This is a genomic window from Microcystis sp. M44BS1 (genome assembly GCF_020244875.1).
GTDB lineage: Bacteria > Cyanobacteriota > Cyanobacteriia > Cyanobacteriales > Microcystaceae > Microcystis > Microcystis panniformis.
The window spans coordinates 1-17050 of record NZ_JADBVM010000114.1 but is presented as its reverse complement, the minus strand read 5'-3'; the positions used below and the strand labels follow the sequence as shown (position 1 = coordinate 17050).

Sequence of the window (17050 nt, the reverse complement as noted above, 5' to 3'; positions counted from 1 at the left end):
GTGGGGTGTGGGGAAATGGGGAAATGGGGAAATGGGGAAATGGGGAAATGGGGAAATGGGGAAATGGGGAAATGGGGAAATGGGGAAATGGGGAAATGGGGAAATGGGGAAATGGGGAGAATAAATAAAAATAATCTCCTGTCTCCTGAATCGGAGTCTCCTGAATCGGAGTCTCCTACCTCCAGGAAAAATTTTTTCAGCAAATGTTAACTAAGCTGTTGACTATCGAGAGTCTTTCTCATCAACCGGATTCACAAAAACGAGATGCAGCCTGATATAGTGAGAGGTCGGGATGATGTTTATCAAGCAATTTTTATGTTAAAAGCTGGAATCGTGGGACTGCCAAATGTGGGTAAATCGACCCTATTTAACGCTCTGGTGGCTAATGCCAAGGCCGAGGCCGCTAATTTCCCCTTTTGTACCATTGAACCGAATGTGGGTGTGGTATCCGTCCCCGATGAACGTCTGGAGGTTTTGGCTAAAATCTCCAATTCCGAGAAAATTGTGCCGACGCGGATTGAATTTGTCGATATTGCCGGATTAGTCAAGGGTGCGAGTCGCGGGGAAGGATTGGGTAATCAATTTTTGGCTAATATTCGGGAAGTGGACGCGATCGTTCATGTGGTGCGCTGTTTTGATAATGATGATATTATTCATGTTTCCGGTTCCGTGGATCCGGCCCGGGATATCGAGGTGATTAATCTAGAGTTAGCTCTGGCGGATTTGGGACAGGTGGAGAAGCGGGTGGAACGTTTACGCAAGCAGGCGAAAAATAGCAAGGAAGCCGCCGAAGAATTAGCTATCCTTGAAAAAATCCTCATTTGTCTTAATGACGGTATTTCGGCGCGAAAAGTGGATTTAAACAAAGAGGAAGAAGAATTAATTAAAAATCTCGGTTTATTGAGTCGGAAACCGATTATTTATGCCGCTAATGTTAGCGAAGATGATCTGGCCACGGGTAATGATTGGGTAGAAAGTGTCCGTCAAATTGCCCAACAGGAACAGGCCAAAGTTGTGATCGTTTCTGCTCAAGTGGAATCGGAATTAGTGGAATTGTCGGAAGAAGAAAGAAAAGATTTTCTCGGTTCTTTAGGGGTAGAAGAAGGGGGATTAAAATCTTTAATTAAAGCTACCTACGAGTTATTAGGACTGCGTACCTATCTCACCACTGGTCCCCAAGAAACCCGCGCATGGACGATTATTTCTGGTATGAAAGCACCCCAGGCAGCCGGAGTTATTCACTCGGATTTTGAACGGGGTTTTATTCGTGCAGAAACCGTGTCTTATCAGGATTTAGTTAATAGTGGTACGATGAGCGCAGCCAAAGAAAAAGGTTTAGTCAGAAGTGAAGGCAAGGAATACATTGTTCAAGAGGGTGATGTTTTACTATTCCGTTTTAATGTTTAGCTAAAATGAGTCAGGTGGGTGGCACTCACCTGATCAAAAGGCTGAACAATAGGCGTTATCAATAGCTGTAGGGCTAATTCCAGAATTAGCCCTACAATAGGCGTTATCAAATTGAAATATGCTCCAAATTTCTGTCATCAACAATCTCTCAGCTTTTTTTACTTACTTTGGTTAACATGAAACTGAATTTTTTATCTCTTGACATACTCTAATTTATATTCTATAATTAGGTATAGGGGCAAGTTCTTGTTTAATCAAGATGGCGATTATCTCTGTCCACTAAAAGACTGGTTTGCCAGGAATACAGTCGAGGCTAAAAATAGTCTATCTATTCAACAACCCGCAACGGAAACCGTTCAAATCAAGCGCAGTAAATGAAAGAGCAAGGATTGTTATTTTCCGAAGACAGCCTGTTACCTGAAAAACTACCGCAAATTCAGGAATTAAGACCTTCTAACAATCTTTCGGCAGTTTTTGAAGAGTGCCATAATTATATTTACGCCAACGAAGGAATGCTCAAAGACAAGATTTTTCACGAGATGGTTAAACTAATCATCATCAAACTTCATGATGAAAAATCTGCCAAGCAATCTGTAAGTTTTGGCGTTACAGCAAGTGAATATAAAGCCATCGTCGCCAATAATAAGTCCGATGAATTTATGTCGCGTCTCAGTCAATTATTTACCTCAATCAAGAATCATTATCGGGGATTTTTCACCGATGACACATTCAAGTTAAAACCTTTGACTCTTGCTTATATTGTAGGCAGGTTACAGTACATTAATTTAACTAAAACATCTGGCGATATAAAAGGTGAAGCCTTTCAGACTTTTGTAAATAGACACCAGCGTGGAGATAGGGGAGAATTTTTTACCCCTCACCCAATTGTACGCCTTGCGGTTGAAATGATAGACCCCAAACCAAACGAAAAAATTATAGATCCTGCTTGCGGAAGTGGTGGTTTCTTAATTCAAGCAATAAACCATGTTCGACAAAATAACCCGGAGTTTAATATAGCAACTTTTGTGCAAGAAAGTATTACAGGAATTGAATTTAATCCTGATGTCGCCCTTTCGGGAATGATTCGTTTAGTTTTTGAAGGTGGCACAGGTTCAGAAATTATCTGCACTAATGCGCTTATCGAAAATGAAAAATTAAATAATTCCTTTGATGTTATCTTGACCAATCCTCCTTTCGGAAATAAAGGCAAAGTAGAAGACCAGAAAATTCTTAAATCATATATTCTTGCCCGAAAATGGCATAAATCAGCGTCCAATGGTTGGGAAGTTTCCCCAACCGTTTTAGCGGGTCAGTCGCCCGATATTTTATTTATTGAGAAATCTATAAAATTATTGCGGGCAGGTGGGCGCATGGCGATTATTCTGCCCGATGGTTTATTACAAAATATCTCTAATGGACCGATTCGGCATTGGTTGCGCTCCCAAACAAAAATATTAGGTGTTGTTTCCATACCGCCGGAAGCCTTTGTACCCTACGGCACAGGAATCAAGACATCACTTTTGGTGGTTCAAAAATTACCAGCAAACAATGATTCTTGTTTTATGGCACAAATCAAAAAAATAGGCTATGACGTTAAAGGACAAACAATATATAAGCGCAACGAGTCGGGAGTTATAGCCCGAACAAAATCAGGTTTGCCAATAGTTGACGATGATATAGATGATATTTCTCAATCTTTTAGGTCATTTATCAATGGCGAATTTGCACAAAACAGCGATTGTATTTATACAGTTAAGAATACCCTGCTCAATTCGAGACTGGATGCCGAACATTATTTACCCAATGACCAAAAATTATTAGAACATCTGAAATCTATTGGGGCGAAACCTTTAGGTGAAATTGCCGATATTTTGAGAGCTGCGGCTGATTTTCGTTTAGCTAGGGATAGTGAAATTAGATATATCGCTATTTCCGATGTTGATTACCGTACAATGCAAGTTGTTTCTCAACAAATAATTAAGGCACATGAGGCCCCATCTCGCGCAACTTATAGATTGTACAAAGGCGATATTATTACAGCAATTTCAGGAGCAAGTACGGGAACACCACGCCAAGCAACAGCCCTAATCACAGAAGATGAAGAGGGGGCAATTTGCTCAAATGGATTTTCAGTATTAAGAAATATTCAGGGAGTCGAGCCTTTGTTTTTATTAGTATATATGCGAACAGACTTTTTTTTGCGTCAGATTAAAAGGTACATGACAGGTCATGCTATTCCTACTATTTTAGTAGATGATTTGTCTAAAGTTTTAGTGCCTATTCCACCCAAATCTGAACAGCAGAGAATAGCAAAAAGTATGGCTGAAATTCAAGCAATTAGAAAAGAAGCGTTAAAAGCAAGTGAGAATGTTGTTAACCAAATGAGTCTTTTACTTGGCCAATTTGAGTAAAGCAAAAAGCAGGTTAAGCTTAGAACAAGTCTTAAGGTGGTTGATTTATCCCAACCTTAAGACAGGACTAGAATACTTGGGATAAATCAACAGGGATTCTCAATTAGCTTGGGAAATGTGGGTCGCCAGGGCCGCCGATTGTAGGATGGGGGTAGTGGTGACGGAATCCGTCGCTAGGGTAAAGAGAGGATTGGAAAGGATACCAGCTAGGGAAGTCGCCACTAGGGAGAGGACAATACCCACCTGTAGGGGACGCATCCCGGTAAGAGTCCAATTGATAACGGGGTAATTTTTCACCGCATCGGACATCTCTTGGGGTTCCTTGACCACCATCATTTTGACCACACGAATATAGTAGTAAATCGAGGCCACACTGGTGACTAAACCAACGAGGACGAGGGCATAAAGTCCCGCTTGCCAACCGGCCCAGAATAGATAAATCTTACCAAAGAAGCCCGCTAGAGGCGGAATTCCTCCTAAAGAAAGCAGACAGATGCTTAAACAGAGGGTTAGTAGCGGATCTTTCTGGTAGAGTCCCGAATACTCAGCGATCTGATCGGTTCCAGTTCTGAGAGCAAAGAGAATCACACAGGCAAAAGCCCCTAGGTTCATGAACAGGTAAATTAACAGATAGAAAATCATGCTAGAGTAACCCGCGTCAGTACCGGCGGTTAAACCAATCATGACAAAACCCGCCTGACCGATCGAGGAATAGGCTAACATCCGTTTCATGCTAGTTTGGGCCAAGGCGACCACGTTGCCCAGGATCATGCTCAAAATGGCTAGAGCGATAAAGATAAACCGCCATTGTTCGCTCACTAGACCAAAAACCGTCACTAATAGGCGAATTGCTAGGGCAAAACCCGCCGCTTTGGAACCCACCGAGAGGAAAGCGACCACGGGAGTGGGTGAACCTTCGTACACATCAGGAGTCCACTGGTGAAAGGGAACCGCCGAAATTTTGAAGGCGATACCGGCAATCACAAAAACTAATGCGATCGCCAAGGCCAAGGACTGACCACCGTTAACAGCGGTTAATTTTTGGGCAATGGCACTTAAACTGGTTTCACCTCCGGATAAACCGTAGAGAAGGGAAACACCATAGAGGAAAATCGCCGAACTAGAAGCTCCAATTAACAGGTATTTTAAGGCGGCCTCGTTCGATCGAGGATCCCGCTTCATGTAACCGGTCATTAGATAGGAGGAAATACTGAGCATTTCTAGGGAGATGAAGATCATCACCAATTCACTAGCACCGGATAGGAACATTCCCCCGATAGTCGCGGTGAGCATAATGGCTAAAAATTCCGCTAGGGAGGTTCCCGCTTGTTCCACATAACGCACAGACATCAGCACTGTGGAGGCGGTAGAAAGGGCAATAATCCCCCTAAAGACGATACTGAGATTATCCCCCTCAAAAGCCCCTAAAAAGGCCACTGGTTTCGGATTGTCCCAGGTAAAGTAAAGGGCAACCACGGCAGCGAGCAGACCAGCGATCGCAACGTAGGGCAGCCAACTTCTGGCACTCCGTCCCACGATTAAATCGCCGATTAAAATCACCATCAGGGTAATAATCAGGATTCCTTCGGGCCAGATAACGCCGGCATTTAGCTGACTGGCAACAAGACTAGAAAAATCCATATTGATTGAGGTTAAAGGAATTTGAAGTTAAAAAAGGCTTAATACAAGCTTAGGGCATTTGATCAGCGATTCAGTGATCAGTTATCAGTGGTCAGTGATCAGATGTGAGTTTTCAGTTTACTGATCGCCGCTATTGGGTTAAAATTTCTAAAAAACCAGATAAATTTGAGATAATCTTAGCTTTTATCGTTATTATAGTTGTCTCTTGTCTTTTTTATCCTCCTGTCTCAGAGTCTCCTCTGCAAAGGGAAAATCTTTGATTTTTGCAGCCGAGCTAATTTCTGGTGGTGACAACTTGTCACCGAAATGTATCCACGTTAACAGGGAAAAAGTGAAAACTCAGGAAATCATGACATAGACTGGCATCGTTAGTTGTCGTTGAAGGATTCTGGTAAAATCAGGCTAGGGGAAACACCCGAAAAATCAATTGTTTTTGAGCCATCCGCTTGATTTTTTTGTGGAAAAATTTTCTAGTTCGCTCAATCCTTTTCCTTTAGCGATCGCTTGAATGAGTAACGAAACCTATCTCAATCATCCCACTTTCGGTCTATTATACAGAGTGTGTCTATTAGAAGAACATCGGGAATTATTCACCACTCTTTATGCCCAACGTCTTTTTTTTCTGGTGACGGTGGGACCCAAAAAAGTCTCTTTCGATCCGATTAGTCGTTCCGATGCTCGTCTTTTAGTGGAAAACCGGCTGCGAAATTTGCGCCGGGGCAGTAATGTGCAAGAATTTAACAGTCTCAACCAAACTTATCAACAAACCTTTTCAGTCTAGTTCATGACGATCGCTAGTCGTATCGAGTCCATCCGTCTTACCCTACCCCCCTGCACGCGTCTGATTGCCGTCAGTAAACAGGTATCGAGCGATTATATCCGTCAAGCTTACCGAGCAGGAGTGAGAGATTTTGCTGAAAGTAAGCTACAGGAAGCAATCTCGAAGCAGCAAGAACTAAAAGACCTGCCAGATATTTCTTGGCACTTTATCGGACATCTACAGGCAAATAAAGCCCGCAAAGTCCTAGAATCTTTTGATTTAATCCATTCCCTCGATAGTTTAAAATTAGCCCAAAGACTCGATCGCCTGGCCGGGGAATTAGAGATTAATCCCCAAGTTTTGCTACAGGTGAAAGTTGTCCCCGATCCCGATAAGTTCGGTTGGGACAAGGCCGAACTCTTAGCAGCTCTTCCCGCTTTAGTCAACTGTCAACAGCTAAAAATTCAAGGTTTGATGACAATTCTGCCCCAGGGATTATCGGCTGAGGAAAAGTTAGCCGCCTTTGAAAAAACCAGCGATTTAGCCCAAATAATCGAGAATAGCTCTAGTTTATGCCTGCCCCATCTATCCATGGGGATGTCTAACGATTATCCCCTGGCCGTCAAGGCCGGAGCCACTTTGATCCGGGTGGGAACTGGTATTTTTGGTGATCGCATTTACTGAACCATCGGCGTAAATTTACAGAAAAAACCTCTAGAAAATTTAATAATCCGTGACAATATATCTTAAAATTACAACGTTCAGTCTAGAAACTGGTGGTTAGAAATGGGGAATGGACTTTTTCCCAATCCCTGAAAACTATCCCCTGATACCTGATAACTGAAAAGAGGGAACTAACCGCTGCCTCCAGACGACTAAAATGACGAACCCTTAACAAAATAGTTCCCCTGTACCAAATGAGAGCAAGGATTGTTAAAGGCCAATAAATAACCCCGACTCTAGACAAGACCACCCAAAAAAATCTTTTGAAGGACATTAGACTGTGAACAACATTTTTACCAAGCTCAAAGATTTTGTCGGTATCTCCGAACAACCAGAAGACGAAGATGAAACCGACTACGAAGAAATGAATTGGGAACAGTTTTCCCCCCAAGAGAAGGATCAAAACGAAGAAGAAGAACCCCTTAATCGTCGTCAACGCGAACCTTTAAATCTCAATACAGCCACATCTATGGGACTCAACAGAAGCAACGTGATCGGTATGCCAGGTATTAACAACAATAATGCAGAAGTAGTCGTGATCGAGCCCCATTCCTTCGAGGAAATGCCCCAAGTTATCCAAACCCTGAGAGAACGCAAATCGGTGGTTTTAAACCTCAACGTCATGGATCCCGAAGAAGCACAAAGAGCCGTGGATTTTGTCGCCGGTGGCACTTATGCAATTGACGGTCATCAAGAACGCATCGGTGAGAGTATTTTCCTGTTTACCCCCAGCTGCGTTAAAGTTAGCACCCTTTCCGGAACTATTCACGATATCGCCGACAACCCGAAAATGGCTCGTACCGTTTCCTCCGCACCTGCTTGGGGAGCCGAAAGCAGTCGATTAGCTCAATGAATCCTTCCATAGTCCTCTCGTCAGGTTTGTCGAAGCTAGAAATCGATCGATTATCGAGAGGAGGCGTTTTTTCTTGGTAGGATAGCTAAATCTCTCTTTTTTACTTTTTACTTTAAAAAATACTGTGTCTATTCGTTTAGGAATTATTGGCGGTGGCGTGATGGCTGAGGCCATTCTCAGCCGTTTATTAAAAAAAAATATTTATAGTCCCGAAACGGTGTTAGTCAGTGAACCCCAACCCCAACGGCGCAACTTTTGGGTTAACACCTACGGAGTACAAGTCAGTCAGGATAACCGGGAAGCCGCTAGAGCAACTGAGGTGTTAATCTTAGCGGTAAAACCGCAAATTTTAGAGCAAGTAGTGAATAGTTTGCTAGGAATACCCGAAAAACCCCTAATTATCTCGATTTTAGCGGGAGTTACCCTCAATCGCTTAGAAATGGGCTTTCCCGATCGCCCAGTAATCCGGACGATGCCCAATACCCCCGCCACGGTGGGACAAGGGGTGACAGCGATGGCGGCCGGTCGTCATGCGGAACCGGAACATCTGGCCGTAGCTAGAGATATTTTTACTGCGGTCGGTTCGGTGGTGGAAGTTCCCGAGGCTTTGATGGACGCGGTAACGGGATTATCGGGATCGGGCCCGGCATTTGTGGCCCTGATGGTGGAAGCTTTAAGCGATGGTGGTGTGGCGGCTGGATTACCGCGAGCGATCGCATCTCAATTGGCCCTAGAAACAGTTTTAGGGACGGCAACCCTATTAAAAGAATCGGCCATACATCCCGGGGAATTAAAGGATCGCGTCACTAGCCCCGGAGGAACTACGATTGCCGGGGTGAGACAATTAGAAAAAGGCTCTTTTCGATCGACAATTATCGAGGCAGTAGTGGCGGCCTATCATAGATCTAAAGATTTAGGGCGTAGTTCGGACAAGTAAACCTTTTCGCCACAGAAATACACCGTAACCCAATAGCGTTAGGAAAGCACACAAAGCGATCACCGTGCCAGCGATCAGAGCATTTGTCCAACCGTAGGATAACTCTAGGGCATAACTACCCGGTGCTAACTTGACGAGTATAGTTCCATCCTGAGCCATTTCTAGGGGTTGGGGTTGACCGTTAACGGTTAACTGCCAAGCGGGATAATAATAAAGACGGATTCGCAGGGTGGCAGGTTCTTGAACTTCTACCTTTAATTTTCGGTGATAACTTCCCCAATGTTCGACTTTCACTTGCCCTTGACCACTAACCAGGGAAAATTGCGGTTCTCCAATTTGGGGAACCGGAAGGGGGGTATTGGCAGTGAAAGTTAAGGGTAGTCCCGAATCGGAATATCTTTCCTGGACAAAATCTGGATAATTGCCCGATACTGGTAAGGGGGGGCGGTACTCGGGAACGTCGATCAGTTTATCTGGCAAGGGATCATTAAGAATAGTTTCTATCCAAGGACGGATAAAGACTTTGCCTTTGCCACCACTATGAAGGGCAGGATAAGCATAAGTGTCTTTGAGACCAGAACGCAGGTTAAAAAGAATAATCAGGGTAATGAGAGTTAAGCCCAAGAATTTCCAGAAATAACCTCCTCGCAGCAGTCCATCAATAGCTACACCGCACAGATAAGCGCCGGCGAAGAATAATAATGACAGGATCCTGTAGGGAGTTTCTAGCTTTTGCAGTGGTGAAATCGATTGCCAAATCCAATTTGACCCTGGACTGACCAAGAATAAAACCACTAACATTACTGCTACGGCGTAGATAATATTTCTTTTTTGCGCTGCTGATTGCCTCTGGCTCAGATAGGCGATGAGCGCGAGAGTAAACAAACATAATAATTGCAAAAAAAGTTGATTACGAAAGTTTTGACTCAATAACTCTAAGAAATTGATATAATTACCCGAAAAGGCAAAGACGTAATTAATGTTGGTGAAGGGCTGCTCTAAAACTGCTGGCAGTAGGTAAAAAGCGGCCATCGCCAAACCTAAAGCCATAAATGTAAGAGTGACAAAAACTTGTCCGAAAGAATACCGTCGCCACAAAGATAAAGTATACAAACCTCCAGCGATCGCATAAATGAGCAAACTGGGTGTATGGGTTAAAGCGACCAGCATCCAAAAGCAAGCCAGAGCAATTAGCCATTGCGGATATATAATCGCCCTATCAATCACGAATAGACCGATAGGAATCCAAATTAGAGCAAATAGACTCGCTAACCCTCCACCATTAAGCAGACCGAAAACAAAGGGAGAAGTCATATAAAAAACAGCACCCCCGAAAGCTGCTAAGGGATGCCACTGACTGCGACCATAGAGATAAAAGGCACTTCCGATCAGAAAAATCCCTAAAGAAAAAACCGTGCTAATCGCCTGTTCGCTATTGAGTCCAATTAGTTTAAAAAAAGAGGCAATGTAATAGACAAGAGGTGGATAGAACACAAAGGTGGGGCTACCGTAACCGAAGTTAGTTCCTGCTAACCAGCGAGGATAGACAATACCTTCTCTAATCTGTGCGGAAAAATGCTGAATCCAAGTAATATGCCAACGTAAATCGCCCAATCCATTTAGTCCATGACGGATCATGCGAGAATTAATGACAATTGTGGCCAGTAAGATTAAAACAATTGCCCCTACATCCCACCAATATTTCGGGACAAAAGGGGTTTTGCCAAACAATCGCCATTCCGATGTATATCCATTAGTTGGCATAATTTCATTCTCTTAAGTTTTGTTTATACTACGCTTCGGTGTCCTAAAAGTCAAGAAAGCTATGGTCTGTAGTTAACGATAACCTAACAGTGCCAGACATTAAATCGAGATAATTTTCAGCCTTGTCTTAACGTTTTTTGTTCCTCGCTTTTCGAGAACGTTTGTAGGCCGATCCGATCCAATCACTACAACTATGACTCATCGCACCTAATTCTAAACCCAGGAAAATAGCGATCGCTACCCGGGGATACTGTTGCCATAATGCGATCGCTTGCTGCGGCCACAGTCGCCAATCCCAGTCTATACCCCAGAAACTTTGCAAGATCGGAAGGATGATGATCGCAGCTAGTAACAGAAAACTACCAAGATAAAATAACCGAAAAATTGTGCCGATCAATAAACCGTGGGATAACCAACCGCGATGACGGATCATCGAACGATAGGGTAGCCACAACCAGCGCAGATAACCCCAACGTTTGTATTGTACCGAGTGGATGTCAAGATCTGGCCCAAACAGGAATCCGCTAAACAAATAACTGGCCAAGAGTAACAGGGTTAATTTACCACTGCCACTGACCAAAAAACTCGCCCCCGCAATCGGTGGCAACAGAATTAGGGTAATGCGATCGTGAGTTCGACCAGAGGGCATCAGAAAAAAATTAACTTGCTCAAAAAAATAATATACTTTTTTGAAAATATATGTTATGCTGAGAAAGTGCAAAATTGATTCGGGCGTTTAGCTCAGTGGTAGAGCGCCTGCCTTACAAGCAGGATGCCGTAAGTTCGACCCTTACAACGCCCATTTTATTAGATTCTTGCCTCGTCAAGCTTTCACTCCTGATCGCCGGTTGAGATTAAAACTGTTGAGGGGAATTGCTGCTGGCAGGCAGAATTGGGACTAATTGCTGGTAAGCTGGTCAATAGGTACTAGGATTAACTCATCGCGGCACACCAGTTATATGATCAATTGGAAATGTATTAAAAATTGTGGAGCTTGTTGTCAACTAAATCCCGATGAGCGTCCTGACTTAGAAGAATATCTTACTCCCGCACAATTAAGTCAATATCTCAGCATGGTGGGGGAAGATGGTTGGTGTATAAACTTTGATCGCCAAACCCGTCTCTGTACCATTTATGACCAAAGACCAGAATTTTGTCGTGTTCAACCCGATATTTTTGCCAAAATGTATCAAATTACACTGGGAGAATTTGAACAATTTGCGATCGATTGCTGTCATCAACACATTGAGGATCTTTATGGGGAAGATAGCCTAGAAATGAATAGCTATCGTCAGCAAGTAGGCTAAGATTTACCCCTATCCCAGAAATAACTCAGACGGAGAAGAAAATAAGTGGTCTAGTTATTTTCCCTAGCTTCTCGATGGCTAAACCGGTAAAATTACGGAATTGATTGTTTCCCTGTTGAGGAGAAGTCTATAGGAAACTCAAAACCTCTAGGGGTGCAGAGTTTGAGTTCAGGACAGGGAAAAACTATCATGGAAAAACCAGAAAAACAGCGCCGCAGACGCGGGGTTATCCTCACCCCCACGGGACTAGAAAAAATACTTACTGCTAAACAAGAAGCGGAATATCGGGATAATCGTGGTCATCGCTTCACCCTAGAAGTTCTCAGCGAGAAAACTCTTTTAGGGGTAGATACTCTGATGAAGGTATTTGCTTGTGAATCGGGAGTGGATAAACAAACCCTAAAACATTGTTTTCAAGCTTTTAATTTAACTCTAGAAAATGGCGATTATTATCGTCCTAACTTACCAGAAACTGATACTATTAATCCTCAACTATTGCCTGAGTTACCAGAGGGACAAGTCCCCCTCGATTCCCCCTTTTATATTAACAGAAACAATCTAGAACAGACTTGTTATCAAGAGATCTTGCGCGGGGGCAGTCTTATCCGGATTAACGCGGCCAGAAAAATGGGAAAAACTTCCCTGATAACCAGAATTATTAATCATGCACAACAACAGCAATACCATACGCTTTATTTCAGTTTTCGGTTAGCAGAAAGCTCAATTTTTCAAGATTTAAATCACTGGCTGCGTTGGCTTTGTGTTAGTATTAGTCGCCAGTTAGATTTAGACAATCATCTCCCAGAGGATTGGGATGAATTCTTAGGGGGTAAAATTAACTGTAAAATCTATCTAGAAAAGCATATTCTCTCCCATCTCGATCGCCCTTTAGTGATTGCCTTTGATGATCTTGAATATCTTTTATCCTATCCACAGCTAAGGGAAGAATTTTTTAGTATTCTGCACCTCTGGCACGAGGAAGGCAAAAACAAACCTCTCTGGCAAAAATTACGTTTAATTGTTGCCTATTCCCCTGCACAGGAGGTTGATAAAACCTCAGATACCTATCAATCTCCTTTCAGTCTTGGTTTACCGATCGAATTGCCTAATTTTACCAGCGCACAAGTACGAGAATTAAGTAAAAGACAGGGATTAGATCATAATTTTGACTACGACAAATTACGGATATTTCTAGGAGGTAATCCCTATTTAATTCGTCTTGCTTGCTATCATATTGCTCGGGGTGATTGTACCCTAGAAACCATTCTAGCTACTTCTATTGACGAGGAAAATAATATTTTTGCAGATCATCTTAAACGTTTACTTTCGCATCTGCAATACTTAAAGGGCAATTTAGCGGCTATCTTTGCTAAGGTGGTGATGGCAGAAAAAGACATAGAAATTGATTTAATTGCCGCTTTTCACCTAGAAAGTCTCGGACTAATTCACCGACAAGGTAAGTTTTGCCGAGTGAGTTGTCCTCTCTACCGTCAATATTTTAGCGAATATTTCCAGCAACGTTCTGTTTTTTTGCCTCGAAAAACTTCTATCCTCGCCAAAAAAATTACGCTTGCTCACTTTGATAATTCCGAAAAAAGTCGCTATGCTATCTAGTTTATTGAATGTCATTATGAGGGAGTGATACTAAATACTGTTTAAAAAGTATAGGAGAGTGGCAAGTTGGTTTTTAAAGTTCGAGTGGAATAGGCTTATAGTTCCTGTGTTTTACGAATAAAACTTTTCGTACTCATCATGATCGCCAATCCAAAACCAGGTCACTGTATCCCCTGACAGCACTCCCAAAGCTCGATGACTCTTCGTTACACGCACTGACCAAATATCTTCGTCGCTGTCAATACACTTAAAATGTAACGATGGATGAAACGGATTCTCTACCCATAACCGATATGCTTTCCTGGCTCCGGCTTTGACTGCTGGCTTCAAGTCGCGATACTTCTGCCAAAATGAGGGCAATGTCGCGGAATTCATAGCTGCTCATAATCCATCGGTGCGGACAATCCTGCCGCAATCTCTTCTTTGGCTTTCCGTGCTGCTGCGACTAGATTATTCTTCGTCTGTTTAAACGACTGATCCCATCGTTTTTCCTCTTCAATTTCTGCAATATAAGCTCGAACATACTCTACTAACTGCTCTTGAAGCTCATCAGGCAGAGACTCAACCATCTTGATGATCGTGGTAATAGCAGGAGAGGGCATAGCATCTATCAGGGTAGTAGGTTTTCTCTATTCTACAACGTCCACCGCAAACCCAAAATGATATGATCTTTGTTTCCTCTGTGTCTGGAGTGGTTTTTATTAAGTAGGTAGGCGTTAAAAGTTGTCAGATGCCCCCCTTATCAAGGGGGGATTAAGGGGGGATCGGCACCCCCCTTATCAAGGGGGGCAGGGGGGATCGAACCTAAAATCCATTTTTAATTTAATTATAACCAGCTACTTAATGAGCCTCGCTCAAAACCAAACAATTTATAATTCAAGAGCGAGGTATTTATGGGTAAAGAAGAAGAACTACTTGAACAATGGCGAGAACTGACACTGGAAAAGCAACAAAAAGTTTTACAATTTGTTCAAACACTGAAATCTAAGTCAGAAACGACAGCACCACTTAATTATGAGTCTAACCCATGAGCGGCCCCACCATCGAAACCGATTTAGAAAAAATCCTAGACCAGATTAATCAGAATCTTAAAGAGACCAATCAGAAGCTAGACGCACTCCAGAAAGATGTCACAGAGATCAGGATTGTTCAAGTCAGATTCGAGGCCGAAGTCAAGGGAGATCTCAAGGCATTACAGGGAGAATTCAACACCTTACAAGGTGATTTAAAAGAGATTAAAGGCTCCCAGAAAGCCAAAATTTGGGCATTAATCACCATCTTGGCAACAGCAGTTATCGGAACTGTCATCCGCTTTGTCATCACTGTTCCCCCTGTTAGCAACCCCTAACTTCCACTGCCGGGGAACAGGCTTCTAGTTCCTGTTTGATATTCAGGTAGAATTAATCATATAATTGATGCGTTACGACGGATTGTTAATTTTGGTTTTTTGACCGGATTTGTAACCGACTCAGGGAGCCTACACATCTTCTCTCAATGAGATCATCAATTTTTTTAGGTACTTAATCAAATTCCTCCAGATGATTTATGGGTATCCTCTACTGTCTCAATCCCGAATGTTCCCATCCTCAAAATCCGACCAATCATAAATATTGTCAAGGATGTGGCGGAAATTTAAGCCAAACTAGCCAATCATATTCTTTTCATAGCCGTTATCTCATTGTCGGAGTTTTAGGCGAAGGTGGATTCGGTAGAACTTATAAAGCCGAGGATTTGAATTTTAATCGCAAACCCCGGGTTATTAAAAAATTTATCGCTCAAATGCAGGGAGCTGCTCTGGAGAAGTCTAAGGAGTTATTTCAAAGAGAAGCGGAAAAATTAGATGAATTAAAACACGAACAAATCCCCACCGTTTATGATTACTTCTCTCAGGGGAACTCCCTCTATTTAGTGCAGGAGTTTATTGAAGGAGAAACCCTGCTTCAAGAGTATCAAAGAGAAGGAAGATTTAGTGAACAGAAAATTCAGGAAATATTACGGGAATTATTACCAGTCCTTGTCTATCTCCATTCTAAAGGATTGATCCATCGTGACATCAAACCCGATAACCTGATGCGTCGTCGGAGTGACGGTAAATTGATGTTAATTGATTTTGGGGGAATTAAAGAGCAAACCTCCCAAATGGGGACAGGTTTATATACTCCCGGTTATGCTTCTTATGAACATATCATGGGCGGGGCAGTCGCCGCTAGTGATTTATATAGTTTAGCCGCTACCTGTGTCCGTTTATTAACAGGATGTTTCCCCCAAAGTAACAATAATTTGCCAGATCCAGTCTATGCTGTGGATCAGCGGCGATGGTTATGGCAATCGGTATTAAAATCTCAAAAAAGATCAATTAGTGATTTTTTAGCGAATCTCCTCAACAAGATGTTAGAAGATAAGTCTAGTCAGCGCTATCAATCAGCTTCAGAAGTTCTGACATTGTTGAATAATCCTCCCTCAAGTAGAACTGTAGTACAACCTCCCCCCGTTTCACCTCCTCCTCAGAGAAAAATTAAGAATCCATCAGGAATAACTAGACGTAAATGGCTATATAACGGCATTGGGATGATTGTATTTGGGGGGGTGATCGGACTAGCAATTTACAGTATAGGCAATTATAATTTAGGAGATAATCAAGGGGCGATTGCAGATCAAAATCAAGCGATAAAACTCAATTCTGATGATGCTGTAGCCTACTATAATAATGGAGTTGCTAAGTATAAATTAGGAGATAATCAAGGGGCTATCAAGGACTTTAATCAAGCAATTCAAATCAATCCTGACTATGCTAATGCCTACTATGATCGCGGAAGTGCTAAGTATAATTTAGGAGACAAACAAGGAGCGATCAAGGACTACAATCAAGCAATTCAAATCAATCCTGATGATGCTGATTTCTACAATAATCGCGGATGGGCTAAGTATAATTTAGGAGATAAACAAGGGGCGATTGCGGACTACAATCAAGCAATTAAACTCAATCCCGACTTTGCTTTTCCCTACAATAATCGCGGAAGTGCTAAGTATAATTTAGGAGACAAACAAGGAGCGATCAAGGACTACAATCAAGCGATAAAACTCAATCCTGATGATGCTGATTTCTACAATAATCGCGGATGGGCTAAGTATAATTTAGGAGATAAACAAGGGGCGATTGCGGACTACAATCAAGCAATTCAAATCAATCCCGACTTTGCTTTTCCCTACAATAATCGCGGATGGGCTAAGTATAATTTAGGAGATAAACAAGGGGCGATTGCGGACTACAATCAAGCGATAAAACTCAATTCCGACTTTGCTGTTCCCTACTATAATCGCGGTTTAATATACAAAGAATTAAATGACAATGAAAAGGCAATTAAGGATTTTCGCCAAGCGGCAAAACTTCATCGACAACAAAATAATCAAACCTGGTATCAAAACTCTCTCGATAGACTAAAAGAATTAGGTGTTTCCAATTAAATTCTTGTAAGTAGTTAACACCGTTAAGTAGCTTGTAGGGTGTGTTAGGCGCGTATTTAAAGGAAATTTGTTAATAATTAAACTATGATCGCGCCGTAACGCACCATCTTAAGAAAATTGGTGCGTTACGCTATCACTAACGCACCCTACAAGAGCCGCTGGTCGATT

The 17050-nt window shown here is 42.4% G+C and carries 16 protein-coding genes and 1 tRNA gene; 12 read left to right on the top strand and 5 right to left on the bottom strand.

What is annotated here, in order from left to right:
- Window positions 1-315: 315 nt before the first annotated feature.
- Window positions 316-1407, top strand: a complete 1092-nt coding sequence (ychF, locus tag IM515_RS08430) for a redox-regulated ATPase YchF (RefSeq protein ID WP_287628659.1) — start codon at window positions 316-318, stop codon at window positions 1405-1407.
- A gap of 374 nt (window positions 1408-1781) precedes the next feature.
- Window positions 1782-3818: an N-6 DNA methylase gene (locus tag IM515_RS08425; RefSeq protein ID WP_287628653.1), complete on the top strand. Its 2037-nt coding sequence runs from the start codon at window positions 1782-1784 to the stop codon at window positions 3816-3818.
- 99 nt (window positions 3819-3917) lie between these two features.
- Here IM515_RS08425 and IM515_RS08420 read toward each other — a convergent pair whose 3' ends face one another.
- The gene (locus IM515_RS08420; protein ID WP_002771154.1) at window positions 3918-5459 is read right to left on the bottom strand and encodes an NAD(P)H-quinone oxidoreductase subunit N; all 1542 of its coding nucleotides are present in this window, start codon (window positions 5457-5459) and stop codon (window positions 3918-3920) included.
- Between the two features lie 508 nt (window positions 5460-5967).
- Between IM515_RS08420 and pipX the strand changes: the two genes are divergently transcribed.
- The 4 genes from pipX (at window position 5968) to proC (ending at window position 8732) form a co-directional block, all read left to right on the top strand.
- Complete coding sequence (gene pipX, locus IM515_RS08415; protein WP_002733869.1) at window positions 5968-6240, top strand: transcriptional coactivator PipX; 273 nt, start codon at window positions 5968-5970, stop codon at window positions 6238-6240.
- A 3-nt stretch (window positions 6241-6243) separates the two neighbouring features.
- On the top strand, window positions 6244-6903 hold the full coding sequence (locus tag IM515_RS08410) for a YggS family pyridoxal phosphate-dependent enzyme (RefSeq protein WP_002788447.1): 660 nt from the start codon (window positions 6244-6246) through the stop codon (window positions 6901-6903).
- A gap of 319 nt (window positions 6904-7222) precedes the next feature.
- Window positions 7223-7795 carry a cell division protein SepF gene (locus IM515_RS08405; protein WP_193958849.1) on the top strand — a complete coding sequence of 191 codons (573 nt, stop codon included), beginning with the start codon at window positions 7223-7225 and terminating at the stop codon, window positions 7793-7795.
- A 124-nt stretch (window positions 7796-7919) separates the two neighbouring features.
- On the top strand, window positions 7920-8732 hold the full coding sequence (proC, locus tag IM515_RS08400; RefSeq protein WP_287628651.1) for a pyrroline-5-carboxylate reductase: 813 nt from the start codon (window positions 7920-7922) through the stop codon (window positions 8730-8732).
- On the opposite strand, the gene IM515_RS08395 is transcribed toward proC, so the two are convergent.
- Together IM515_RS08395 and IM515_RS08390 are read right to left on the bottom strand one after the other, a co-directional pair.
- Window positions 8709-10496: a 6-pyruvoyl-tetrahydropterin synthase-related protein gene (locus tag IM515_RS08395; RefSeq protein ID WP_287628650.1), complete on the bottom strand. Its 1788-nt coding sequence runs from the start codon at window positions 10494-10496 to the stop codon at window positions 8709-8711. The two genes, proC and IM515_RS08395, sit on opposite strands and share 24 nt — an antisense overlap.
- 127 nt (window positions 10497-10623) lie before the next feature.
- On the bottom strand, window positions 10624-11145 hold the full coding sequence (locus IM515_RS08390) for a metal-binding protein (RefSeq protein WP_287628649.1): 522 nt from the start codon (window positions 11143-11145) through the stop codon (window positions 10624-10626).
- A gap of 81 nt (window positions 11146-11226) precedes the next feature.
- Between IM515_RS08390 and IM515_RS08385 the strand changes: the two genes are divergently transcribed.
- The 3 genes from IM515_RS08385 to IM515_RS08375 all read left to right on the top strand — a co-directional run bounded on the left by IM515_RS08385 (window position 11227) and on the right by IM515_RS08375 (window position 13417).
- A tRNA-Val gene (locus IM515_RS08385) sits at window positions 11227-11298 on the top strand.
- 157 nt (window positions 11299-11455) lie between these two features.
- Entirely contained in the window at window positions 11456-11803 is a 348-nt protein-coding gene (locus tag IM515_RS08380) for a YkgJ family cysteine cluster protein (protein ID WP_287628648.1), read from the top strand.
- A gap of 189 nt (window positions 11804-11992) precedes the next feature.
- The gene (locus IM515_RS08375; protein WP_287628647.1) at window positions 11993-13417 is read left to right on the top strand and encodes an AAA-like domain-containing protein; all 1425 of its coding nucleotides are present in this window, start codon (window positions 11993-11995) and stop codon (window positions 13415-13417) included.
- A gap of 111 nt (window positions 13418-13528) precedes the next feature.
- Here the strand turns inward: IM515_RS08375 and IM515_RS08370 are convergent, their stop codons facing one another.
- Both IM515_RS08370 and IM515_RS08365 read right to left on the bottom strand, forming a co-directional pair.
- Window positions 13529-13792, bottom strand: a complete 264-nt coding sequence (locus IM515_RS08370; RefSeq protein ID WP_012267867.1) for a ParE family toxin-like protein — start codon at window positions 13790-13792, stop codon at window positions 13529-13531.
- The gene (locus IM515_RS08365; RefSeq protein ID WP_002775250.1) at window positions 13789-14019 is read right to left on the bottom strand and encodes a hypothetical protein; all 231 of its coding nucleotides are present in this window, start codon (window positions 14017-14019) and stop codon (window positions 13789-13791) included. Before IM515_RS08365 ends, IM515_RS08370 begins: the two co-directional genes overlap by 4 nt.
- Window positions 14020-14310: 291 nt before the next feature.
- Between IM515_RS08365 and IM515_RS08360 the strand changes: the two genes are divergently transcribed.
- The 3 genes from IM515_RS08360 to IM515_RS08350 all read left to right on the top strand — a co-directional run bounded on the left by IM515_RS08360 (window position 14311) and on the right by IM515_RS08350 (window position 16882).
- Window positions 14311-14448, top strand: coding sequence for a hypothetical protein (locus IM515_RS08360; protein ID WP_287628646.1), 138 nt, complete (start codon window positions 14311-14313; stop codon window positions 14446-14448).
- Window positions 14445-14765, top strand: a complete 321-nt coding sequence (locus IM515_RS08355; protein WP_287628645.1) for a hypothetical protein — start codon at window positions 14445-14447, stop codon at window positions 14763-14765. Before IM515_RS08360 ends, IM515_RS08355 begins: the two co-directional genes overlap by 4 nt.
- Before the next feature lie 197 nt (window positions 14766-14962).
- Window positions 14963-16882: a serine/threonine-protein kinase gene (locus tag IM515_RS08350; protein ID WP_287628644.1), complete on the top strand. Its 1920-nt coding sequence runs from the start codon at window positions 14963-14965 to the stop codon at window positions 16880-16882.
- Window positions 16883-17050 lie beyond the last annotated feature (168 nt).